The 22023-nt window shown below is 53.2% G+C and carries 18 protein-coding genes; 13 read left to right on the top strand and 5 right to left on the bottom strand.

What is annotated here, in order from left to right:
* The first annotated feature begins 220 nt into the window (after positions 1–220).
* On the top strand, positions 221–3790 hold the full coding sequence (locus K0I31_RS05965) for a pilus assembly protein (RefSeq protein ID WP_258406635.1): 3570 nt from the start codon (positions 221–223) through the stop codon (positions 3788–3790).
* Between the two features lie 81 nt (positions 3791–3871).
* A complete protein-coding gene (locus K0I31_RS05970; RefSeq protein ID WP_220080230.1) occupies positions 3872–4183 on the top strand; it encodes a TapY2 family type IVa secretion system protein in 312 nt (103 codons plus the stop codon).
* Positions 4184–4307: 124 nt separating this feature from the next.
* Here the strand turns inward: K0I31_RS05970 and K0I31_RS05975 are convergent, their stop codons facing one another.
* The 3 genes from K0I31_RS05975 to ettA form a co-directional block, all read right to left on the bottom strand.
* Complete coding sequence (locus K0I31_RS05975; protein ID WP_220080231.1) at positions 4308–5438, bottom strand: PepSY-associated TM helix domain-containing protein; 1131 nt, start codon at positions 5436–5438, stop codon at positions 4308–4310.
* Positions 5439–5854: 416 nt separating this feature from the next.
* Positions 5855–6973, bottom strand: a complete 1119-nt coding sequence (locus K0I31_RS05980; RefSeq protein WP_220080782.1) for a metallophosphoesterase — start codon at positions 6971–6973, stop codon at positions 5855–5857.
* Positions 6974–7182: 209 nt separating this feature from the next.
* Positions 7183–8847 carry an energy-dependent translational throttle protein EttA gene (ettA, locus tag K0I31_RS05985; protein ID WP_011864985.1) on the bottom strand — a complete coding sequence of 555 codons (1665 nt, stop codon included), beginning with the start codon at positions 8845–8847 and terminating at the stop codon, positions 7183–7185.
* A 311-nt stretch (positions 8848–9158) separates the two neighbouring features.
* Here ettA and K0I31_RS05990 point away from each other — a divergent pair, with 311 nt between their 5' ends.
* The 11 genes from K0I31_RS05990 (at position 9159) to K0I31_RS06040 (ending at position 19272) form a co-directional block, all read left to right on the top strand.
* The gene (locus K0I31_RS05990) at positions 9159–10784 is read left to right on the top strand and encodes a DUF3943 domain-containing protein (protein WP_220080232.1); all 1626 of its coding nucleotides are present in this window, start codon (positions 9159–9161) and stop codon (positions 10782–10784) included.
* Positions 10785–11113: 329 nt separating this feature from the next.
* Positions 11114–12367, top strand: a complete 1254-nt coding sequence (glyA, locus tag K0I31_RS05995) for a serine hydroxymethyltransferase (protein WP_220080233.1) — start codon at positions 11114–11116, stop codon at positions 12365–12367.
* A 124-nt stretch (positions 12368–12491) separates the two neighbouring features.
* Positions 12492–12965: a transcriptional regulator NrdR gene (nrdR, locus tag K0I31_RS06000; protein ID WP_011864988.1), complete on the top strand. Its 474-nt coding sequence runs from the start codon at positions 12492–12494 to the stop codon at positions 12963–12965.
* 37 nt (positions 12966–13002) lie between these two features.
* Positions 13003–14163: a bifunctional diaminohydroxyphosphoribosylaminopyrimidine deaminase/5-amino-6-(5-phosphoribosylamino)uracil reductase RibD gene (gene ribD / locus K0I31_RS06005; RefSeq protein WP_220080234.1), complete on the top strand. Its 1161-nt coding sequence runs from the start codon at positions 13003–13005 to the stop codon at positions 14161–14163.
* A 6-nt stretch (positions 14164–14169) separates the two neighbouring features.
* A complete protein-coding gene (locus K0I31_RS06010; protein WP_220080235.1) occupies positions 14170–14835 on the top strand; it encodes a riboflavin synthase in 666 nt (221 codons plus the stop codon).
* 82 nt (positions 14836–14917) lie between these two features.
* Positions 14918–16021: a bifunctional 3,4-dihydroxy-2-butanone-4-phosphate synthase/GTP cyclohydrolase II gene (gene ribBA, locus K0I31_RS06015; protein WP_220080236.1), complete on the top strand. Its 1104-nt coding sequence runs from the start codon at positions 14918–14920 to the stop codon at positions 16019–16021.
* A gap of 123 nt (positions 16022–16144) precedes the next feature.
* On the top strand, positions 16145–16621 hold the full coding sequence (gene ribH, locus K0I31_RS06020) for a 6,7-dimethyl-8-ribityllumazine synthase (protein ID WP_011864992.1): 477 nt from the start codon (positions 16145–16147) through the stop codon (positions 16619–16621).
* Positions 16622–16635: 14 nt separating this feature from the next.
* Positions 16636–17040 (top strand): transcription antitermination factor NusB, encoded by a 405-nt coding sequence (nusB, locus tag K0I31_RS06025; protein WP_011864993.1) that lies wholly within the window; start codon positions 16636–16638, stop codon positions 17038–17040.
* A 131-nt stretch (positions 17041–17171) separates the two neighbouring features.
* Positions 17172–18128, top strand: coding sequence for a thiamine-phosphate kinase (thiL, locus tag K0I31_RS06030; protein WP_220080237.1), 957 nt, complete (start codon positions 17172–17174; stop codon positions 18126–18128).
* A 2-nt stretch (positions 18129–18130) separates the two neighbouring features.
* Positions 18131–18625 carry a phosphatidylglycerophosphatase A family protein gene (locus K0I31_RS06035; RefSeq protein ID WP_220080238.1) on the top strand — a complete coding sequence of 165 codons (495 nt, stop codon included), beginning with the start codon at positions 18131–18133 and terminating at the stop codon, positions 18623–18625.
* Positions 18626–18834: 209 nt separating this feature from the next.
* Complete coding sequence (locus tag K0I31_RS06040; RefSeq protein WP_220080239.1) at positions 18835–19272, top strand: GFA family protein; 438 nt, start codon at positions 18835–18837, stop codon at positions 19270–19272.
* Positions 19273–19363: 91 nt separating this feature from the next.
* Here the strand turns inward: K0I31_RS06040 and K0I31_RS06045 are convergent, their stop codons facing one another.
* Positions 19364–20569 carry a hypothetical protein gene (locus K0I31_RS06045; protein ID WP_220080240.1) on the bottom strand — a complete coding sequence of 402 codons (1206 nt, stop codon included), beginning with the start codon at positions 20567–20569 and terminating at the stop codon, positions 19364–19366.
* 158 nt (positions 20570–20727) lie between these two features.
* Complete coding sequence (locus tag K0I31_RS06050; RefSeq protein ID WP_220080241.1) at positions 20728–21942, bottom strand: hypothetical protein; 1215 nt, start codon at positions 21940–21942, stop codon at positions 20728–20730.
* Positions 21943–22023 lie beyond the last annotated feature (81 nt).

The following is a 22023-nucleotide window of genomic DNA, read 5'->3' on the forward strand; positions in this document are numbered from 1 at the left end:
GCACTTTTGTCTCATCTTGTATTGCCAAATTCATGCTTCCGGCTAGTTTTCTCTTGTCTGAAAGTCTGTCTTTGGTTGATAGCCTTTGTCATCTAGGGTTGAGAGTGGAGCCGTAAGAGTGGGGTAAGGGGTCATTTAAAAAATTAAAAAAATTTGAAGTAATAGGTTTAGTGAAATGGATATTTTGCGCGCTGGTCAGTCTGCTCTGGCAAATATCATAATGCAGCGAAAGGGAGAGCTTGTGAAAAGCTTTGTTGCTCTGTTGACTGCCATCATGAGTCTTCTCTCGGCTTCTTCGTGGGCCGACGATACCGAGTTATATGTCTATGAGGCGAGCGCCCGTACTGGGGCTAGGCCACAAATCCTGATCATCTTCGATAACTCTGGCAGTATGAGCACCAAAGTCTATGACGTGGATAAACCTTATACGCCGGGAGCTGGGGGCGGCTCGCGTTACAATAACGGCAAGAAAGGGATGCTCTATTACGTAAAAGGTGATCAGGGTAAGAATAAGTTGCCCGACCCCGATGACCCTAATGAACGACGTAAATTTTCAGGCACCATCAATAGCTGCGGTAGCTCCTGGGAGTTCCTGAACGACTATGGCATCTTTACCGGTTTCTTCCGTAAGTATACCTTTAGCGGTGCCAACGGTGCCTGGCGTGAGTTTGGCGATAACAATGGTCTGAATGCTAAGGCGGTGGATTGCTACGAAGATATTCAGGAAGGCAATTATCTTAATGCTAAGGGATTAACCTCGGGGCTACCTGTCGATAGTTTGGGATCTCCCACCACGCCTATCATGTATAACAATGTCAGCAGTAGTTCGAGTGATAGCATCAAGAAGACCGCCAAGGAGCAGGCGCAGCTTACCGGCTTTGGTACCGGGCGGGTGCTCACCGTGTATACCGAGGATTACCTTCGCTGGCATCACAATGCAAACAAGAAACAAGAAGATAAAACTCGCTTAGAGCTGGCCAAAGATGCGATTAAAAACGTCATCTTAACCACCCCGGGAGTGGATTTCGGCCTGGCAATTTTCAACATGAATGGCCCAGATGACACCCTATATAATGGCCGTAACGGTGGGCGCATCATCAAAGCCATTCAGACCCTGACGCCAGGGCAAAAAAAGACACTACTCAGTGGGGTTAAAGATATTGAGTATGGCTGGAACACCCCCCTGTGTGAAACCCTTTACGAGGCCTATCGTTACTTCGCCGGTAAGTCTGTGGAGTTTGGCGATGATGATAAGGATTATACCTATGAATCATGGGGCCGATGGGTAACTTATAGAGCCAATAAAAATGATAGTTTGGACAAGGATGCGCTTGTTAAGGGAACAAATACCTATCAATCCCCCTTTAAGAAGTGTCAGAACAACGCCTATATCGTCTTCATAACAGATGGGGAACCGACCCTAGACAGCGCCGCCGATGTGGAAGTCACGAAGTTAACCGGTGGCGTCGATAAGCACAGCACTAGTTACATGAGCGCGCTTTCAAGCTGGATGTATCGCAAAGATGTAAACCCTAACATGGATGGCGATCAGCATGTGATCACCCACACCATTGGCTTCAGTGAGGGGGCAAAAAATGCCGAAGATCTGTTGAAGAAGGTGGCGAGCAAGGGGGGCGGAAGCTATTTCGATGCCACCGATGCGACTAAGCTGCAGGGCTCTATTCAACAGGCGGTGAATGAGGTGTTGGCCAACAGCGCCAGCTTTACCTCGCCTTCTGTGGCCAGCAACAACTTTAACCGTACCCAGACTTTTAACTATGCCTATTATTCCATGTTCCTGCCGGACAGAGGTCCGCGCTGGACTGGGAATATCAAGAAGTTCAGAGTCGCCGCCGATGGGACAGTTTTGGACGCAGAGGGTAAAATAGCGCTGGGTGATGACGGTAACATCAAGGACAGTGCCTGCTCCTACTGGACGCCCAAGAAGCTTTGTGGCGATGGCAACGATGTGCGCAAGGGGGGCGTCCTGTCGGCGATGCAGAGTGCCGATAGCCGAACCCTCTACAGTAATCTGGGGGGCGGCATGGATACGCTCAGCCTGTCGGCGGCGGCCAAGAAGGCAGGTGGCCAGGAAGACCTGGCCAATTTCATGGGTGTTGATAAGAGTCAGCTTACTAACCTATTCGATTGGGCCAAGGGGCTGGATGTGGACAACGATAAGAACCAGACGACCATTGCCGATCCCGCCAAGAACTGGCGCAATGACATCATGGGTGATGCCCTACACTCTAAACCTTTGGCATTGAACTTTGGCAGTAAGTCTAGCCCGGATATTCGTATTTTGGTTGGTACCAACCATGGCTTCATGCATATGTTCAAGGATGACACCACTGCCAATGAAGTTAGCGAGAGCTGGGCCTTCATGCCTTATGAACTGCTGCCAAATATTCAGACCCTGAGAAACAATGTGCCGACGGGCGTGCACTCAGTCTATGGTATCGACGGTTCTCCAGTGGCCTATGTGAAAAATGGCGCCTCAGGAGTAGAAAAAGCCTGGCTCTTCTTCGGCATGCGTCGCGGTGGTGATAGTTACTATGCCCTGGATATCAGCAACCCTGATTCGCCAAGCTTCAAGTGGCGTATCGATGCGAGCTCTCCGGGCCTGAGTGAGCTTGGACAATCCTGGTCGACACCAGTGGTGACCACTATTCGCAGCGCCAGCGGCACGGAAAAACCTGTGCTCATCTTCGGTGCAGGGTATTCACCTGCGGGTAAAGATGGTAAAGACCTTGGCACTAAGGATAACAAAGGGCGTGGCGTGTTTATCGTCGATGCCGATACCGGCAAACTGATCCATCAATTTGGCGCCGGTGGTGGCACGGCCCTGCCAGGGATTCAGGACAGTATTCCTAGCGGTGTGGCGGTACTCGATGCCAGTGGCGATGGCAATACCGACCGTATCTATGCGGTCGATACCGGTGGTAGTGTCTGGCGCATGGATATGCCAAGGGCGGATAAGGCTAGCTGGTCAGCCTTTAAGTTTGCCGATCTAGGTGGCAAGTCGCTGCTGCAGAATCGTCGCTTCTACTCGGCCCCAGTTGTAGCGCAGACCATGATTAACAATGTTTCAGTGGTTGATTATACAGTCAATGGCAAGACTACTAGGGTAACCACGAGTCAGAATGTACCTTACGATGCCGTGGTGGTGGGCAGTGGCCACAGGGCGGCGCCGTCCGATACCTCCCGCGAAGACATGTTTTTCACCCTACAAGATAGAAACGTGGTGACTCAGACCTTCGGCGGCACGGGCAGGCCTAAGGCGCCAGCGCCTTTGACTCTTAGCGACCTCTACGAAACGACCAAGTTGAAGGCTAATCAAGCGCCCGACAAGATTGCTATTAGTAAGAAGCGCGGGTGGTATTTTAAACTTCCTGGGCTTGGTGAGAAGAATCTGTCACCGGCGACCATCATTAACGGTCAGGTGTTCTTCACGACCTTTGTGCCGGGTACAGCAGCGAGTAACAACCAGTGCTTAACGTCGGGCATGGGCTTCCTCTATCCCTTTAATCTGCACTATGGCACGAGTAACTACACGTCGGTCGCTCTAGAGGCGGGTAACTTGGTATTAGACACTCCTCAGCTTGTGATCCCTGCCGACAACAAGGGGGGGCAAGGAAAGGATGGTGATGCCTACATGTATCTGATCGGCATAGGTAACGCCGCCGAGAAGATGGAGAAGGTTAAACCCGACGACGATTGCCCCGCCGGGGACAATCGCTGCATAGGTGGCCGACTGCGTGCTCATAAGATCTACTACTATAGTGAGTAGCAAGTGGTCAGAAGCAAATTACACCGTTGACTAATAGAGGCTGAGCGCCTAGCTACTCAGCCAAAGAGTGAGAGGAATAGCGTGAATAAATTAATTTTGCTGGTGCTACTGGCATTATGTGTAATAGCCGGGCCGCTCAAGGCCGAGCCGAGGGAAGACTATAAGTGTTTCATTGAGACCAATGAGGGGCAGGTGCTGGTGCGTTTCTCCTGGCAGCCCAGCAAGGCGCCACAATATAAAAAGCAGCTCGTCGGTAGTCAGCTGTCCGCGTTACTGCACACGGACGGTAAGCCCATGACGGTGAAGCGCGTCTATGAGTGTGCCAAGAAAGAAGAGGCGTTTAGTACCAGTCAGGGCCGCATGCTAGAGCACAATTGGCCCATGGAAGGTTAGTTGCCACTAAGAGTGTAATCGAGAGTGCCGTCAAGAGTGTCATTGAGAGCGCTATCGAGGCGTCATAAAAAAAGCCGGGTTATTACCCGGCTTTTTACTTCTATCAAGTGCGAATTATCAAATATCAGGCCTTGGCCAAACCTTCTTTAGCGTCTCGTTTGCTAGGACTCTCGATCGTTTGTTTTACGCGGCGCCGTGTTTGCGGTTTACGCCGCGATCGCCACATCAGGTAACCGGAAAGGGCCATCAGGCTAGGTAAGAAGCCCACTACACACCAGAGGATTTTGCTGACCAGTCCGCCGAAGTTGCCGTAATGCAGCGGACGGAAACTATCGACAAACTGATAAAGCGCGCCGGCCTTGGTGGCATCGACACTGGCACTGAGCTGCCCGGACTTATCATCGAAACTGACGATAGAGCCATAGTCGCTGCGAAGCGCGCCGCGATCTTGGGCGGCGCCAAAAAGGTGGATGCCGGCATAGCTCTTGTCGGGGAAGCGCACATAGTGGGTCTGAAAGCCTGGGATCACCTGAGTCGCCTGTGTCAGCAGCGCTTCCACATCCAGCTGCTTGTTGTAGTAACTCTGGGTGATGACTAGGGTCTTGGGGTCGGGTTCGTGCCACTCCTCGATGATGTGCTCTATGTTCCACCAGGCACCGGTGAAACCCAGGATCAGGAACAGTGGCGCGCCTATGATCCCCAGCATCTTGTGGCTATCGCTGAGAAACAGGCGCAGGCTCTTGCCCCATCTAAGGGTGAAGAAGGTTCGCCAAAACTGACGGTGTAGTATAAATCCAGATAAGGAGAGCAAGATCAGCAAGATAGATACTAATGCGGTAACCGCTAGCCCCAGATGATCCGCAAGCAGGGTGTAGTGCAGCTCCAGCAGCCAGTCCAGCAGGTAGTGACTCAGGCCGACCGGTTGGCTCAGTAGGCTGCCTTGGCTTGGGTCGACAAACAGGAGTTGCCAGTCATAGGTCCCCTGTTTGGCGACATAGAGCTTATCTGCCTCGCCGGCGTTAGTCGCAAACTGCCAGCCAAGAATTTCATGTTGCGGCAACGCCTCGTCAGCCGACCTCAGTAGCTGGGTGAAACTCAGGCGAGTCTCGCTGGCGGCGAGCACCTTTTCGGGCATCAATAGGTGTTCGAGCTCGCTCTTAAACACCAGCACACTACCGGTCAGGGCGATGATAAAAAGCGGCAGGGCGGCGACGAGTCCGAGCCAGCCATGCCATTTCCATAGGAGACGACGCATTAGATTATTACCTTTCGTTATGGCGCCATTGCCATGCTCCACGCTGTGTGGGCGGCAGGGCAGAAGAATAAAATTGGAGTTTAACATTAATGAGAATTAATTTCATTCTCAACTTGTGGCATATGGAAATGGGTCACACTTTGGCTAAAAACAGTTGGCTAAAAACAGTGGATGAAAGCGTCTGGTGAAAGGCAAAAGAGGTGACTGCATAATAGGTGGAAATGGAAGGATGACAAGGCGTGAGGCTCTCGAGTTAAGCCTCTGTTTTTAGACTCTGTTTTTAGCTTCTGTTTTTAGGCTGTTTTTTAGAGGTTGTGTAGAGCTTGCTGAAAGGCAAGGGCCTAGCCAAGTCCCTGCATGGTTAAGTTAAGAAGTCGCCTAGCTAGTCGATTAGTCGCCTAGCTAGGCGGCGGATATCATAGCGGTGTTTGACTGCCGTCATACTGACCGCGGATCAGCTGGTCTTTCTCTATGAGGAGCAGTTCACCAGACAGGCCTTTTTTGATGCTGCTGTCGATGGCGATAACCCGGTTGTCGAACAGGCCTAGTACCCGAGTCTGCGAGGTATGGCCCACGACGATGCGCTTGACCTTGAAATAGTCCAGGATGTTGGCCAGCTCCTGGGTATCGAAGTCGGGCTTGAAGTAGCCGCGATACCAGGTGGGGCCGTTGCCGAAGAAGAGAAAGTTGAGCAGCTCATCTTGCTTCAGCTCGGCCTTACTCTTGTCGATATTTTCCCGATAGAGGCTGTTGGCCCTGGCCAGAGTTAGGCCGCGGTCGACCCACTCCTGACTGATGCCGCCGTGGAGGAAGAGGGTGTCGTTGAGCTTAACGATAGTGTGCTTACTTCTCAGCCATTGGCCGAGTTCGCTGTCTTGACCGTAGAGCGCATCATAGGGGCGATCAAGCAGCTTGCTTGCAGTCTGGTACTTGTCGTTGACGTAGCGCAGGTCACCGCGCATCACCATCTGTTCGTGGTTGCCCATCAAGAGGTGCAGCTGGCCGCCGGCGGCCTTGGCCTGCTTGTCGAGCTTGTACATGAACCAGAGCACCTCGTTAACCTGAGGGCCGCGGTCGAACATATCGCCCGTCATCACCATATGGCCCTTGCCGAAGGCCCAGTTGTTATCCTGGTCGATGATCTTATGGCGGCGCAGCAGCTGCAGCAGCACCTCATATTGACCATGAACGTCGCTGAGTGCCACTATCTTATCCACTCCCTGATAGCTGTCCGCCAGTACCTCTTTAGCCTGCGGATTCAGGCTGGGCTCAGGAAGCTTGCCGCAATGTTCGGGGCGACTCAGCTTACCTTGATTGACGCGGGTCTGTTTATGCTCGCCTTCGCAGATCCAATCGGCTATCTCGGCCTTGGGGTTAAGAAATAGATAGGGGCCGTCATTAATGCCTGAATTGGTACTGGCTTGAGTCACTGCCTTAGTATCTTGCTGAGTTTGCGCCTGAACGGCTAAAGCCTGTAGGGGCAGTAGACCGGCCAGGCATAAGCTGGCCGCCTTTAGCGCTGAGTCTAGTGGCATTAGCCAGAGTGATCTATTCAAGACAAATCCTTTGATTATTCTGATGTTGTTGGCGGATAGGCGTTCAATCGTAGCACGCTTTTGTTCCCATGTTACCCCTTTTAAAGAGGGGAGCAGCGTTGGGAAGAGAAGATAAAAAAACGGAGGCTGCTGCCTCCGTTTGTGTGCTTTGCGCTACTGAAATTGCTCGAGAGTGCGAGATGCGCGCGTTAACTCATGCGCTTGTACTTGAGACGGTGGGGCTCAATCACATCCGTACCCAGAGTCTCTTTCAGCCAGGTCGAGTATTCTGTGTAGTTACCTTCGTAGAAGTTCACCTGACCTTCGTCGCGGTAATCCAGGATATGGGTGGCGATTCTGTCGAGGAACCAACGGTCATGCGAGATCACCATGGCACAGCCAGGGAATTCAAGCAGGGCTTCTTCCAGGGCGCGCAGGGTTTCGACGTCGAGATCGTTGGTGGGCTCATCGAGGAGCAGCACGTTGCCACCTGCCTGGAGCAGCTTGGCTAGATGCACACGGTTGCGCTCACCGCCCGAAAGGGTGCCGATGATCTTCTGCTGATCGCCGCCGCGGAAGTTGAAACGGCCCACATAGGCGCGGCTCGGGATCTCAGTGTTGTTGATACGCATGATATCTTGACCGCCGGAGATCTCCTCCCATACGGTCGCCTTGTCGTTCATGGCATCGCGGAACTGCTCCACCGAGGCGATCTGAACCGTATCACCCACTTCGATGCTGCCGCTGTCTGGCTGTTCGGCGCCGCTGATCATCTTAAACAGGGTCGACTTACCGGCACCGTTAGCACCGATAATACCGACGATGGCGCCTTTAGGTACGCTGAAGCTCAGGTTGTCGATCAGCACGCGGTCGCCATAGGACTTGGTAAGGTTGTTCACCTCGATCACCTTGTCACCCAGGCGTGGCCCTGGCGGAATAAACAGTTCGTTGGTCTCGTTACGTTTCTGGTAGTCGTTGGTGTTCAGCTCTTCGAAGCGTGCCATACGGGCCTTGCCCTTTGACTGACGACCCTTAGCGCCCTGGCGAACCCACTCGAGTTCCTTGGCGATGGTCTTCTGACGGGCACTTTCGGCAGCCGATTCCTGCTTCAGACGGGCCTCTTTCTGTTCAAGCCATGAAGAGTAGTTGCCTTCCCATGGGATACCCTCGCCACGGTCGAGTTCTAGGATCCAACCGGCGGCATTGTCGAGGAAGTATCTATCGTGGGTAATGGCCACAACGGTACCCGTGTATTCCTGCAGGAAGCGCTCTAACCAGGCCACAGACTCGGCGTCTAAGTGGTTGGTCGGTTCGTCCAGCAGCAACATGTCTGGCTTTTCAAGCAGCAGGCGACAGATGGCCACACGGCGACGCTCACCCCCTGACAGTACCTCAATCTTCTCGTCCCAGTCCGGCAGACGCAGGGCGTTGGCGGCGCGCTCGAGAATGTTGTCCAGGTTGTGGGCATCCTGGGCCTGGATGATGGCTTCCAGCTCACCCTGCTCCTTGGCCAGGGCGTCGAAGTCGGCATCTGGCTCTGCGTACAGGGCGTAAACCTCATCGAGACGGGTCAGGGCGTTCTTGGCCTCGCTAACCGCCTCTTCGATCGCTTCGCGCACTGTCTGCTGGGGATCTAGCTTAGGCTCCTGGGGCAGGTAACCTATCTTAAGATCTTGCATCGGACGCGCTTCACCCTCGATCTCGGTATCGATACCGGCCATGATGCGCAGCAGGGTGGACTTACCCGAACCGTTAAGACCCAAGACACCAATCTTGGCGCCGGGGAAAAAGCTTAGGGAAATATCTTTGAGGATCTGCTTCTTCGGCGGGACTATCTTGCCCACGCGTAGCATGCTGTATACAAACTGAGCCATAAAAAAGTTTACTCACTGACGAAACAATGGGGGCAATTCTACTGTAATCGCCTTAGAACTTAAATCGGATTTTCGGTCCCTTTTCGCTGGCCTCGCCGCCATGTTCTATGATGAGAAGTTTTTGTTTTGTGACATCTTGTAAAAATTGTTAACATCCTGAGCCGCTCAAGGGGGCACAGCTAAATGCTAGGCGCCATGAATTGAGCGGATGAACACAGTTTCTGATAAAAAGCATCGATTAAAAGCTTTGACCTCAAGCGTTGAAGAAAGAACACAAGAATAAGAATAACGATAAAGATAAGGGATTGATCTTGAAAGCCACATCACCTGTTATTGCCGCCTCCCTGTTAGGTGGTGCCAGCCTGTTATTGCCACTTGTCGCACATGCCGAGCCAGAACAGGCCAAGCCTGTTCAAAAAGCGCTAGCTCAAGGCCAATTGGCGTATGCCTTAGCCTCTGCGTCTCAAGTGCAGCGGCCAGCGGATAAGCCGGCGCAAATAGCGCCGGTAGAGACCATAGACTTGCCACTTTCACCCAGCGAGAAGGATTGGTGGGGCGCGACACTGGAACTCTCAACCGTGCTGGTGCTTGGCGAGCTGCTGTACAAGACAGGCTCACAGGCCATGGAAGATGATTTCGATTATGAAATCGATGGCAATGCGGCGGAGTTTTTCTACGACAGGCTGACCACGGGGGCCTCCTGGAAGTATGACGATAACGATATCGGTATGAACTGGGGCCACGCCTACGCCGGCGCCCTCTATTATCAGGCATTTCGAAACCACGGTTTCAACTACTACGAGTCGACCCTGGGCACCTTTGCCGCCTCCACTATCTGGGAGGTGTTTGCCGAGTATAAGGAGGTCGTGAGCATCAATGATCAGATAGTCACCACCTGGGGCGGCGCCGTGCTGGGGGAGAGCCTGTTTCAGTTTTCTGAGATGTTGGCCGCCAAAGAGGGCTGGTTGCCAACCGGCCTGAGTTACCTGTTTAACCCGTCGCGCACGCTGCGGAGCTGGTTTGGTTACCCGAGTCCCAACCGATTCGATCGCAGCCAGACTCAAGACAGCTTCTCCGTCTATACCGGCGTGCGTTACGCCAGCAAAGACAAGGCGGATGTTAGCAGCACCATGGCGATGCTAGGGATGCGAGCGGCCATCGACAGCCGCGAAGGGAAATATGACACCCTCAGTGGCACCCCGAGCCGAGTCGAGATGATGATGGAGACCGCGGTTTCTCAGGAAGGCGTGGAGGAGTGGCAGATGGCCACGCAACTGCTGCTGGCAAGCTATGGCCGCAAGCATAAAGGCGGCGGGCTCGCCAGCGACTGGTCCCATAGTTTCTATGTCGGTCCGTCGACCGGCATGGAATACACCAGCTTGGGGCTGGAGCTGGATGAAGACTTCTACGCTGTGGTCAACCTGCTGGGCTTATCAATGGGGGCCAACTGGTCCAATCAAGATATCAGCATCGACCTGCGCGGCGATCTCTTTGGTGACTTTGCCATGGTGAAACCTTTCGCCACCAAAGATTATCTCTCCCAAGGACGTTACTTCTGGGGCACCAAGTCTGTGCTCTGGGAGGGGGAATATGGCTATGCCTGGGGGCACACCTTTAACCTGTCGCTGGAGGCCAGCTATCGCAACCTCCTATTAGGCATGAAGCTTAAGTCCCAGCGCTGGAGCTCAATCAACGACAAAGAGAACGAGCGCGCGCCCCAGTGGAACCCCAATAACAGCGATCTGGACTTCGACGATGCCAGAGACAGATATGAGATCTATCTCAGCTATGGTATCAGTAAGGATCTGACCCTGAGCCTGCACCATGAGCGGATCGACCGCAGCGGCGAGATCCATGGCATAGACAATCCGGGTATCTACAGCCGCCTCGATGACAGTGAGCAGCGCAGCTGGCTGCAACTCGAATACTACTACTGAGTACCATGACTGATCACGGTTACTGATTACCGTTACTGATTACGATTGCTAATGCCAAATGACGGCCCTGTGCCGTCATTTTTGTTGGGTAATTAAAACAGTGTTTTCGTTCAAAAGGCTGTAAACCAGCCATTTTGTCCCTTGCAAAAAAGGAGGCTTGGCAAATCAGGCCACCTTAGCCCCACTTTTGTCCTAAGGTGCATTTTGATGAACATTTCTCAGCCTGAATCGCAACTAATTTCATGTCGCAAATGCTGGGATTGTGATCGAATGCACTGTAGAATACCGCGCAACCCTACCTTATAAGACTTTCACAGCTGGAGTGACCAATGCTGAAAAAAGAGATGAACATCGCTGACTTTGATCCGCAACTGTTTCAAGCGATCCAGGAAGAGACTCGTCGTCAAGAAGAGCACATCGAGCTAATCGCCTCGGAGAACTACACCTCTCCTCGCGTGATGGAGGCTCAAGGTTCTCAGCTTACTAACAAGTACGCCGAAGGCTATCCTGGCAAGCGTTACTACGGTGGTTGTGAACATGTCGACATCGTCGAGAACCTGGCCATCGAACGCGCCAAGGAACTTTTCGGTGCGACCTATGCTAACGTTCAGCCTCACTCCGGCTCACAGGCTAACAGCGCAGTCTACATGGCGCTACTGCAACCAGGCGATACCGTTCTGGGTATGAACCTGGCTCACGGCGGTCACCTGACGCACGGCTCTCCAGTAAACTTCTCTGGCAAGCTGTACAACATAGTTCCTTACGGCATCGACGAGTCTGGCAAGATCGACTACGACGAGATGGAGTGTCTGGCCGTTGAGCACAAGCCTAAGATGATGATCGGTGGTTTCTCTGCCTATTCTGGTATCGTCGACTGGGCGCGCATGCGTGAAATCGCCGACAAGATTGGCGCTTACCTGTTTGTCGACATGGCTCATGTTGCAGGTCTTATCGCCGCCGGTGTCTATCCAAACCCAGTACCACACGCACACGTGGTGACTTCTACTACTCACAAGACCCTAGCCGGTCCTCGCGGCGGTATTATCCTGTCTGCGGCGAACGATGAAGACCTGTACAAGAAGCTGAACTCTGCGGTATTCCCAGGTGGTCAGGGTGGTCCTTTGATGCACGTTATCGCCGGTAAGGCGGTAGCCTTCAAGGAAGCGCTGTCTCCTGAGTTCAAGGAATATCAACAGCAGGTAGTGGTTAACGCCAAGGCGATGGCTAACACCTTCATCGAGCGCGGTTTCGATGTGGTTTCTGGCGGAACCGAAAACCACCTGTTCCTGCTGGATCTGATCGCTAAAGATATCACAGGTAAAGATGCCGATGCGGCGTTGGGCCGTGCCAACATCACGGTAAACAAGAACTCAGTACCTAACGACCCACGTTCACCTTTCGTGACCTCGGGCCTGCGTATCGGTTCGCCAGCCATCACACGTCGTGGCTTCAAAGAAGCTGAAGCGGTTGAGCTGACCAACTGGATCTGTGATGTGTTAGATGACATCAACAACGAAGCCACTATCGAGCGCGTGAAGAACCAGGTGCTTGAATTGTGCGCTAAGTTCCCTGTTTACGGTTAACCTTAAGGGGTAAATCGGGTAAACTCCGATGGCCGCTACTGATTTAATATTGGTAGCGGCCATTTTTGTATCTATTTCAAGGGAAAGCTCCCCAAGATACCGATTAGCATTTGCTGGAGGCTCAATGCATTGTCCGTTTTGCAGCGCAACCGACACTAAGGTGATCGATTCTCGTCTGGTGGCCGATGGTCATCAGGTGCGTCGTCGCCGCGAGTGTCTGCTTTGCCACGAGAGATTTACCACCTTCGAAGGCGCCGAACTGGTGATGCCGCGTGTGGTTAAACAAGATGGCAGTCGCCAACCCTTCGACGAAGACAAGCTGCGTGGCGGCATGCTGAGGGCGGTCGAGAAACGCCCGGTGTCGATGGACGAGATAGAGCAGGCGCTAAGCAAGATCAAATCGACCCTGAGAGCCACGGGCGAGCGCGAAGTGACCTCTAAGATGATAGGTAACCTGATGATGGATCACCTGGTCAACCTCGATAAGGTGGCCTATATCCGCTTCGCCTCTGTGTACCGCGCCTTCGAAGATGTCTCCGAGTTCGGCGAGGCGATTGCCAAGTTGCAAAACGATAAGAGCAAGTCGGGTAAGTCGTAATCGATGCGTATCGGGCTTCCCCAATTATTCTCAAGAGATGGCGATGAGCATGGCCTGGTCCAAATTTGATTCCCAGATGATGGCGCGTGCCATCCAGTTGGCCCGCAAGGGGCAATACACCACCAGTCCCAACCCTAATGTCGGCTGTGTAATAGTCCAGGGAGAGACCCTGGTGGGCGAAGGATTTCATATCGCCGCCGGCGGCCCTCACGCCGAGGTGCATGCGCTGCGTATGGCCGGCGATAAGGCCAAAGACGCCACCGCCTACGTAACCTTAGAGCCCTGTAGCCACTATGGCCGCACGCCCCCCTGCGCCGAGGCGCTGATCAAGGCTGAGGTTTCCCGCGTGGTGGTGGCGGTGACCGACCCTAATTCTCAGGTGTCAGGTCGTGGCATCAAGATGCTTCAAGATGCAGGCATTGAGGTCGAGGTGGGTCTGCACCAGGAAGAGGCCGCAGCACTTAACCCAGGCTTCATGAAGCGGATGCGCAGCGGCCTGCCTTGGGTCGGCATCAAGCTTGCCGCCAGCTTGGATGGTAAGACGGCGCTCTCTAACGGCGTCTCAAAGTGGATCACAGGTCCAGAGGCGCGCCGTGACGTGCAGCGCATGCGCGCCCGTTTCGATGCCGTCGTGACCGGCATAGAGACGGTACTGGCCGACGACCCTAGCCTGAATGTACGTCATCAGGAGCTGGGCAGCCTGGGCGAGCAGTTAACCGAGGTCGATATTCGTCAGCCACTTCGCGTGGTGCTCGACTCCCGTGCGCGCCTAAGTGCCAAGGCTAAACTGTTTGAGACACAATCCCCCGTGCTGCTGGTGAGCTGTCAGCCCTATCCCGAGGCCGTGGCGAGCGCCTGGCCTGAGCATGTGAGTCAGTTGCAACTGCCGAGTGACAATGGGCAGGTGCCACTAAAGGCGCTGCTGGAACATCTGGGATCTCAGCTTAACAGCGTGATGGTCGAGGCTGGGGCGACCCTGGCCGGCGCCTTCATGGCGCAGGGGCTGGCAGACGAGCTGGTGCTGTATCAGGCGCCGAAAATCTTAGGCGGCCATGGCCGTAACCTGCTGGCACTGCCGGACTATACTGAGATGACGCAGCTGCCCGCGCTCAAGCTTTGCGACGAGCGTGCGATCGGGGCCGACAGACGCCTCACCTTTCAATTGAGTCACAATCATTTACCGAGCGATAAAGAGTAGTTAGTCATGTTTACTGGGATCATCGAGGCTGTTGGCAGCCTGAGAAAAATTGAGCGTCGCGACGATGATATTCGCCTGACGGTGGCTAGCGGCAAGCTGGATTTAAGTGACGTTAAACTCGGTGACAGTATCGCCACCAATGGCGTGTGTCTGACCGTAGTCGAGCAGATGGCCGACGGCTATGTGGCCGATATCTCAGCCGAGACCGTGGCCCTTACCGGCTTTGCCCATTATCAGGTGGGGCAGAAGGTTAATCTGGAAAAGGCGGTGACGCCGACGACCCGCCTTGGCGGTCATATGGTTAGCGGTCATGTCGATGGCGTGGCTAGCGTGGATGACAGACAGTATCGCGGCAAGGCGATCGAATTTTGGCTGACGCCCCCCAAGGGGCTGGCCCGCTATATCGCCCACAAAGGCTCTATCACCATAGATGGTGTCAGCCTGACGGTGAACGAGGTGGACGGCGAGCGTTTTCGTCTGACCATAGTGCCTCATACCGCCAGCGAAACCACGCTTATCGATTTGAAGGCGGGTGACAGGGTCAATATCGAGGTGGATCTGATCGCCCGGCATCTGGAGCGCCTACTGAGTTTTCAGGCGGCAGAGGAAAATCCAGCCAAAGGCTCAGAGGTCACCATGGATCTGTTAGCTCGCTCCGGCTTTTTAAGATAGACGCTGGCAATCCCAGCCAATAGCAGATTAAATAACTCTTACTATAAGAATATTTCAAGCTCTAATAAATCAAGGTCTAACAATGGCACTACACAGCATAGAAGCGATTATCGAAGATATCCGTCTGGGTAAGATGGTTATCTTGATGGATGACGAAGACAGAGAGAATGAAGGCGACCTGATCATGGCCGCTAACCTAGTGACGCCCGAGGCGATCAACTTCATGGCCACCTATGGCCGTGGCCTCATCTGTCAGACCATGACCAAGGCGCGCTGCGAGCAGCTCAACCTGCCGCTGATGGTGAGCAACAACAATGCCCAGTTCTCCACCAACTTCACCGTGTCTATCGAGGCGGCCGAAGGGGTGACCACTGGTATCTCGGCCTATGACAGAGCCGTTACCGTGCAGGCCGCCGTGGCTCGTGACGCTAAGCCGTCGGACATCGTGCAGCCAGGGCATATCTTCCCACTGATGGCCCAAGAGGGCGGGGTGCTGATCCGTGCTGGTCATACCGAGGCGGGTTGCGACCTGGCCCGTCTGGCGGGCCATGAGCCGTCGGCGGTGATTGTTGAGATCCTCAACGAAGATGGCACCATGGCGCGTCGTCCAGATCTTGAGGTGTTTGCCGAGAAGCATGGCCTCAAGATAGGCACCATCGCCGATCTTATCGAATACCGTAACACCAAGGAAACGACCGTGGTGCGCGAGGCCAAGTGTAAGCTGCCGACCCGTTTCGGCGAGTTCGACATGATTACTTACCGCGATACCATAGACAACCAACTCCACTATGTGCTGGTGAAGGGTGAAGTTCAGCCTAACGCTCTGGTACGCGTGCATCTGCAAAACACCTTCAACGACCTGCTGCACTCAGAGCGCGACGAGAAGCGTAGCTGGCCGCTGGAGAAAGCCATGGCGTGTATCGCCGATGAAGGCGGCGTCTTGGTGGTGCTGGGTCATCAGCAGAGCAACGAAGAGTTGGTGGCCAAGGTGAAGGCCTTCGAGGCAGAAGACAAGGGCGAAGTCGGCGCACCGGCGCAGTGGCAAGGCACCTCACGTCAAGTGGGCGTGGGCTCGCAGATCCTGGCCGATGTGGGCGTAACCAGCATGCGTCTGCTCAGCTCGCCTAAGCGTTACCATTCGCTGTCGGGATTCGGCTTGGAAGTTACTGAATATATTGCAGAATAAGCTAGTCTGCTTGTAATTCATCGAATTGAGTTAAATTGCATGGGGATCAACGCGGTGGGCTGTGGTATCATACCGCCTCTTTTTTCCCGTGCCGGGTTTGTTAAGCTAATTTAGGTAAGATAAATGAACGTAGTTCAAGGTAATATCGAGTCGAAAAACGCCAAAGTGGCCATAGTGGTTTCACGTTTTAACAGCTTCGTGGTTGAAAGTCTGCTAGAAGGCGCGGTGGATACATTGAAGCGCTTCGGTCAGGTCGCCGACGACAACATTACCGTTGTCCGCGTACCGGGTGCCGTAGAGCTGCCGCTGGCAGCCCGTCGCGTGGCGGCAAGTGGTAAATTTGACGGCATCATAGCGCTGGGCGCCGTGATCCGTGGTGGTACGCCACACTTTGATTTTGTTGCAGGCGAGTGTAACAAGGGGCTGGCTCAAATAGCGCTTGAGTTCGACCTTCCTGTGTCATTCGGTGTATTGACCACAGATACCATTGAACAAGCTATCGAGCGTTCTGGTACTAAGGCGGGTAACAAGGGCGGCGAAGCGGCACTTGGTCTGCTAGAGATGGTCAATGTTCTGCAAGAACTAGAACAGCAGTTGTAAGATTAGGAACCAAGATGAAACCTTCAGAGCGCCGTAAAGCCCGTCGTCTAGCGGTACAAGCTATCTATTCATGGCAGCTAAGCGGCAATAATGTTGCCGACGTGGAGCATGAATTTCTCACCGAGCAGAAGATCGATGGCGTCGACGTTAGCTATTTCCGTGAATTGCTATCAGGCACCACGACCAAGTCGGCTCAGTTGGATGAGTTGATTATGCCTCACCTAGAGCGCCCGTTCGATGAGGTTTCGCCTATCGAGAAGGCGGTGCTGCGCATCGCGACCTACGAGCTGACCTTCCGTAAGGATGTGCCTTACAAGGTAGCCATCAACGAGGCTATCGAGCTGGCCAAGGCCTTCGGGGCCGAAGATGGTCACAAGTTCGTTAACGGCATTCTCGACAAGATAGTCGCTAAAAAGTGATACAATTAACGGCGTCCCAGGATGCCGTTTTTTATATTCAGGTTTAGCCTCGACGTCGCCTTAGTTAGCTCGATGTTGTCTTCGCTTAAAAGTGTGCTAGCTGATTAACCCTTACTATGGTTTTTAAGACTGTGAAAGAGTTTAAATTAATCGATCATTTCTTTGCTAACCTTGGCCAGACCCGCCGCGATGTGCACCTAGGGATCGGCGACGACTGCGCCCTGGTCCAGCCCGCCGAGAACAAGGTGATTGCCATCTCCTGCGACACCCTGGTTGAAAATGTACACTTCTACGCCGACATGCCGGCTAAGGCCCTGGGTTACAAGGCGCTGGCGGTTAACCTGTCGGATCTCGCCGCCATGGGCGCAGAGCCCGCCTGGATGACGCTCGCGCTTACCCTGCCCGAGGTGGATGAGGTCTGGCTGGAGGAATTTAGCCAGGGGCTGAATGAGGCGGCGCAGTACTACGGCGTCGCTTTGGTCGGCGGTGATACTACCCGCGGCCCCAAGTCGATCACCATCACCATCAATGGTCAGGTGCCAGAAGGCAAGGCCCATACGAGGGGCGGCGCCAAGAATGGCGACTGGATCTATGTGACCGGCTCCCTCGGTGATTCGGCCGTGGGGTTAGCGATTCTGGGTGATAAGCTCAATATCGACGGGGAGGCGAGGGAGTATTTTATTCAGCGCCACTATTTCCCCACGCCAAGAGTGCTTGCGGGTCAGTCGCTTAGAGGATTGGCGTCGAGCGCCATCGATCTCTCCGATGGTTTTGTCTCGGATATTGGCCATATCCTCAAGCGCTCGGCGGTGGGCGCCGTGGTGGATGTGGATCGTCTGCCCCTGTCGGCGCAGATGCGTGAATCTTTGGCTGAGACCGAGGCGCTGGGTTATGCCCTAACGGGTGGTGAAGATTACGAGCTGCTGTTTACCGTCCCCGAGGCCCAGCGCGGCGCACTGGAGACAGCCCTGGCCCACGCTGGCGTCAGTTTCACGCAGGTTGGCCAGATCGCCACTGGCGATAAGCTGCGCCTCATCAAGGATGGCGAGCCCTATACACCGTCTCAATTTGGTTTCGAGCACTTTTAAACATGCAGTTATGGTCGACCGATCCGGTTCTTAAAAAGCTTTCTCTGGCAAACCCTATTCATTTCCTGGCCCTGGGCTTTGGCTCAGGCCTCGCCGCTAAGGCGCCTGGCACCTTCGGCACCCTGGCGGCAATACCGCTTTATCTACTCATGGCTGGATTGCCCCTGGGCTGGTATCTGGGGCTGACCCTGTTGAGCGTGCTCGCCGGTTTCTATATCTGCGACAAGGCCTCTAAGGATATGGGAGTACATGATCATGGCGCCATCGTCTGGGATGAGGTCGCGGGCCTGCTTATTACCCTGATCGCCGCTCCCGCAGGCTGGCTCTGGGTGGCGGTTGGCTTCGGGTTATTTCGCTTCTTCGATATCCTTAAGCCCTGGCCCATCAAGGTGCTGGATGCCAAGGTGCATGGTGGTATCGGCATCATGATAGATGACGTGCTCGCCGGCGTGTTTGCGTTTTTGTGCCTGCAGGGAATTGTCTACCTGATTGGATAGCGATTGGCTTGCCCAACTGTCATTAAGTTCAAATTGAGTTCAAGTTAAGTTCAAAATTAGTTCAATTTAAGTCCCGAGTGTCGAAAGCCACAGCGCCAAGACAATCGGGATTTTTGTTTTTAGCACAGCAGCAAAAATTTGATTTGTTGCTGCGCTGACTGCATGCTCAGTTTAACTTTTAGTTGCTTTCAGGCAAGAGGAGACAGGTTATGGATGATGAGAGCCTTAACCAAAACAAATCGGACGTTGAGTTTAGTGGTAGTTGTCTTTGTGGTGGCGTGGCCTTTAGCTTAGTGGGTCGTTTCGATGCTTTCTATTTGTGTCACTGTAACCGCTGTCAGAAGGGCACCGGCTCGCTGCATGGGGCCAACCTGTTTTCCAATCATTTGGCCCTTGACTGGCGGCGTGGCGAGGCCTTGCTGCAAACCTTTCAAGTAGCGAATACTCGGCACAAGCGATGTTTTTGCAAGGTGTGTGGCTCGCCTATGCCTTATCGGTTGGCGGCGTTAAATCTGGTCGTGGTGCCTGCAGGCTGTCTGGATGTCGAGGTGCCCATTGCGCCGACGGCAAAGCTGTTTATGGCGGAGCGGGCGAATTGGGGGGAGGAGGTCCAATCTGTGCCGGTTTTCGATCGCCTACCGGAATAGCATTTTAGCGCTAAAAGTTTTTGGCGTTAGACCTCCCCTGAAGCCGGTCAGGGGATGAGCTGTGATGACGGAAAAAGAAACTGTAGGCTCGTTATTCTGGTGAGCTCTCCCTAGGTTTTTCGTCATTGGTCTCTGTCACCATCTCTGCTGAGATGGCAGGAGCTGTTAAGCGGGTAACAAGCTCGGCGCGCAGCGATTCCACCTTGTTAGCCGTTGACTGGTAACTCTCGAAAGAGGAGATGCCAGAGCAGAGGATAAATTTCCCCATGGGATTGTAGGCGTACTCTTGCAGGGTCGATAGCGAGAGATCGTTAGGGCACTGCTTGATGCTTTCTTTGCCAGTTAAGATTTCCGCGTAGAGATTGGCTGTGTCTTGTTGTTGGAAAAGTGGCAAGAGGATGACTTCGGTGATCTTCGAGGTGATGCTAGCATCTTCACCCGTTTCAAAAGATTGTGTAATCTTAATCAGGAAGTGCCACTCACCACGTTTAACCCGCTTTAGTGACAACACTTCTTCTGAGGTGGACTGCAGCCAGAGGCTAGGTATTTTAGTATCCTCATCCTCTGTTTGCTTTTGACTGACGAGCACCTCGCCCAGTTTCATGTTTTGCTTGAGCGCCGAGATTGCGACTATTTTATTGGGAAGCATGTTGACCCGTTTAGCCACCTGCAGCCAGAACAGCATATCTTCATCTATGGCGGCGATGAGGGCTGCTGAATCCGTGCCATTGATGTAGGCATCGACAAGGTACAATTTCTGAGCAGCTGTAAGATGCTTGAAAGGAATCATGCTGCGAGACGAATTAAAGTGGGTGTCATCTTGCCAATGACCGAGGGAGAGAAGGGTGCGGTAGCGCTCAATTAGCCAGGCATAGTCATCGAGTGTGGCCTTAAGTGTTTCTGGCTCGGCCAATAGGGGAGCACACTCATCGAGATAGCCTTCTTGTTTGAGGCAGTTGGAAATAGCCCATTCGGGAAGCTCGAATTTTTCGTCGACAGTCTTTTTTGGCCTATCTAATACACCAAGTTGTTTGTGCGCTTGATAGCGTTCAAGCCCGAGAGCCATGGGGTTATCTTTTTTCGGCGCATCAAAGCCAAAGGCGTAAAGATAAGGGTTGTTTTCAAGATGCTGACTCAAGGCGGCCTCTTCGGCGTTCACCTGCTCAAGAAAGGCGCTGGCCTGCGCTGATGGCGCGCTATCTTGCAGATTAATCAGCAGCAAGATGAGATAGCCACCGACGAGAATGAATAGCAGGGTAAATAAAATCCATTTCAGGGCACGAAAAAAGTGTCGCATTTCAAATCCTTGTGGCTTTTAACTTAGTATCGACGGCAGAGCACTCAGTCTATCAGAGTCTCTTTGCTATGCCTGGTTTTGATCGCCTACTGGGAGCGTTAAAGATCTCCTTTAATGTGTCGGGGGATGAGAGGAAGGCGATGATCGAATCAGAAGGCTTATTCTTCAGGCGAGTTCTCCTTAGCTGCTTCTCTAACCTGAGCTCCAATTTCAGTTGAATTGGCAGGGTTCGCGGTTAAGCGTGTGACAAGCTTCTGGCGTTGTGATTCCAGGTTATTAATGCGGGCCTGGTAACCCTCAAATGATGGAATACCAGAACAGAGGATAAATTTACCCATGGGATTATAGGCGTATTCTATTCGGGTCGATGACGAGAGATCGTTAGGGCACTGTTTGAAGCTTGCTTTGCCAGTTACGATATCTGCGTAGCGGTTGGCGGTATCCTGTGGCTGCATAAGTGGCATCACGAGTGCCTCGACTATTTGGGTTGTGATGTCTGCCTTGTCGTCAACGCCAGAGACAGCCTTAGATATTTTGGTAAAGTAATGCCATTCACCTCGCTTGACGCGCTCAAGGGATAAGACGCCCTTGGGTATAGGCCGTTGCCAAAGGCTGGGCAACAAATAGTCTTCGCTCTCTTTATTCATTTGTTCGATGAGCGCTTCACCCAGCTTCATGTTTTGTTGGAGTATCGAGATGGCCATGAGTTTGTTGTGAAGCAAGTTTATTTGTGTAGATGCCTGCTGCCAGAATCGCATATCCTGATCTATATCCGCCAGAAACATGCTAGGTTCGTGGCGGTTTTTCAGAAAGCTATTGAGGATATATAGATGCTGCGCTGCTATAAGGCGGGCTCCGGGGATTGGATTGACAAACAGGTTAAAGTGCGTGTCATCTTGCCAGTGCCTAAGGGAGATTAGAGTACGGTAACGCTCAATCAACCAGGCATAGTCTTTAATAGTGAGTTGTAGTTCGTTTGATTCGGTGAGTAAGTTTATACATTCGCTCAGATAACCTTCTTGACTGCGACAAGTCGGAAGTGTTGACTTCGGCAGCTCAAAGGGATGGGGAAAGGCCTTTTCGGACTGCTGCATCACATCCAACTGTTTGAGCGTCTGATAGCGTTCAAGTCCGACCGCCATGGGGTCATTATCTTCCGGCGCATCAAAGCCAAAGGCGTAAAGATAAGGATTGTTTTCCAGATGCTGACTCAAGGCGGTCTCTTCGGCGTTCACCTGCTCAAGAAAGGCGCTGGCCTGCGCTGATGGCGCGCTATCTTGCAGATTAATTAGCAGCAAGATGAGATAGCCGCCGACGGGAATGAGCAGCAGGGTAAATAAAATCCATTTCAGGGCACGAAAAAAGTGTCGCATTTCAAATCCTTGTGGCTTTTAACTTAGTGTCGACGACAAAGGACTCAGTTTATCAGAGTCTCTTCGCTGTGCAACAGCGCT

Source organism: Shewanella spartinae (genome assembly GCF_019457555.1).
GTDB classification, from domain to species: Bacteria; Pseudomonadota; Gammaproteobacteria; order Enterobacterales; family Shewanellaceae; genus Shewanella; species Shewanella loihica.

Excerpts from the sequence above, each read along its gene's own strand:
- ribD (WP_220080234.1), top strand. The coding sequence starts at position 13,003 with ATGGCGATGAGCATGGCCTGGTCCAAATTTGATTCCCAGATGATGGCG.
- K0I31_RS06035 (WP_220080238.1), top strand. The coding sequence starts at position 18,131 with ATGCAGTTATGGTCGACCGATCCGGTTCTTAAAAAGCTTTCTCTGGCA.
- K0I31_RS05965 (WP_258406635.1), top strand. The coding sequence starts at position 221 with ATGCAGCGAAAGGGAGAGCTTGTGAAAAGCTTTGTTGCTCTGTTGACT.
- K0I31_RS06010 (WP_220080235.1), top strand. The coding sequence starts at position 14,170 with ATGTTTACTGGGATCATCGAGGCTGTTGGCAGCCTGAGAAAAATTGAG.
- ribH (WP_011864992.1), top strand. The coding sequence starts at position 16,145 with ATGAACGTAGTTCAAGGTAATATCGAGTCGAAAAACGCCAAAGTGGCC.
- glyA (WP_220080233.1), top strand. The coding sequence starts at position 11,114 with ATGCTGAAAAAAGAGATGAACATCGCTGACTTTGATCCGCAACTGTTT.
- K0I31_RS05975 (WP_220080231.1), bottom strand. The coding sequence starts at position 5,438 with ATGCGTCGTCTCCTATGGAAATGGCATGGCTGGCTCGGACTCGTCGCC.
- K0I31_RS06045 (WP_220080240.1), bottom strand. The coding sequence starts at position 20,569 with ATGCGACACTTTTTTCGTGCCCTGAAATGGATTTTATTTACCCTGCTA.
- K0I31_RS05980 (WP_220080782.1), bottom strand. The coding sequence starts at position 6,973 with ATGCCACTAGACTCAGCGCTAAAGGCGGCCAGCTTATGCCTGGCCGGT.
- ettA (WP_011864985.1), bottom strand. The coding sequence starts at position 8,847 with ATGGCTCAGTTTGTATACAGCATGCTACGCGTGGGCAAGATAGTCCCG.
- nusB (WP_011864993.1), top strand. The coding sequence starts at position 16,636 with ATGAAACCTTCAGAGCGCCGTAAAGCCCGTCGTCTAGCGGTACAAGCT.
- K0I31_RS06040 (WP_220080239.1), top strand. The coding sequence starts at position 18,835 with ATGGATGATGAGAGCCTTAACCAAAACAAATCGGACGTTGAGTTTAGT.
- K0I31_RS06050 (WP_220080241.1), bottom strand. The coding sequence starts at position 21,942 with ATGCGACACTTTTTTCGTGCCCTGAAATGGATTTTATTTACCCTGCTG.
- ribBA (WP_220080236.1), top strand. The coding sequence starts at position 14,918 with ATGGCACTACACAGCATAGAAGCGATTATCGAAGATATCCGTCTGGGT.
- nrdR (WP_011864988.1), top strand. The coding sequence starts at position 12,492 with ATGCATTGTCCGTTTTGCAGCGCAACCGACACTAAGGTGATCGATTCT.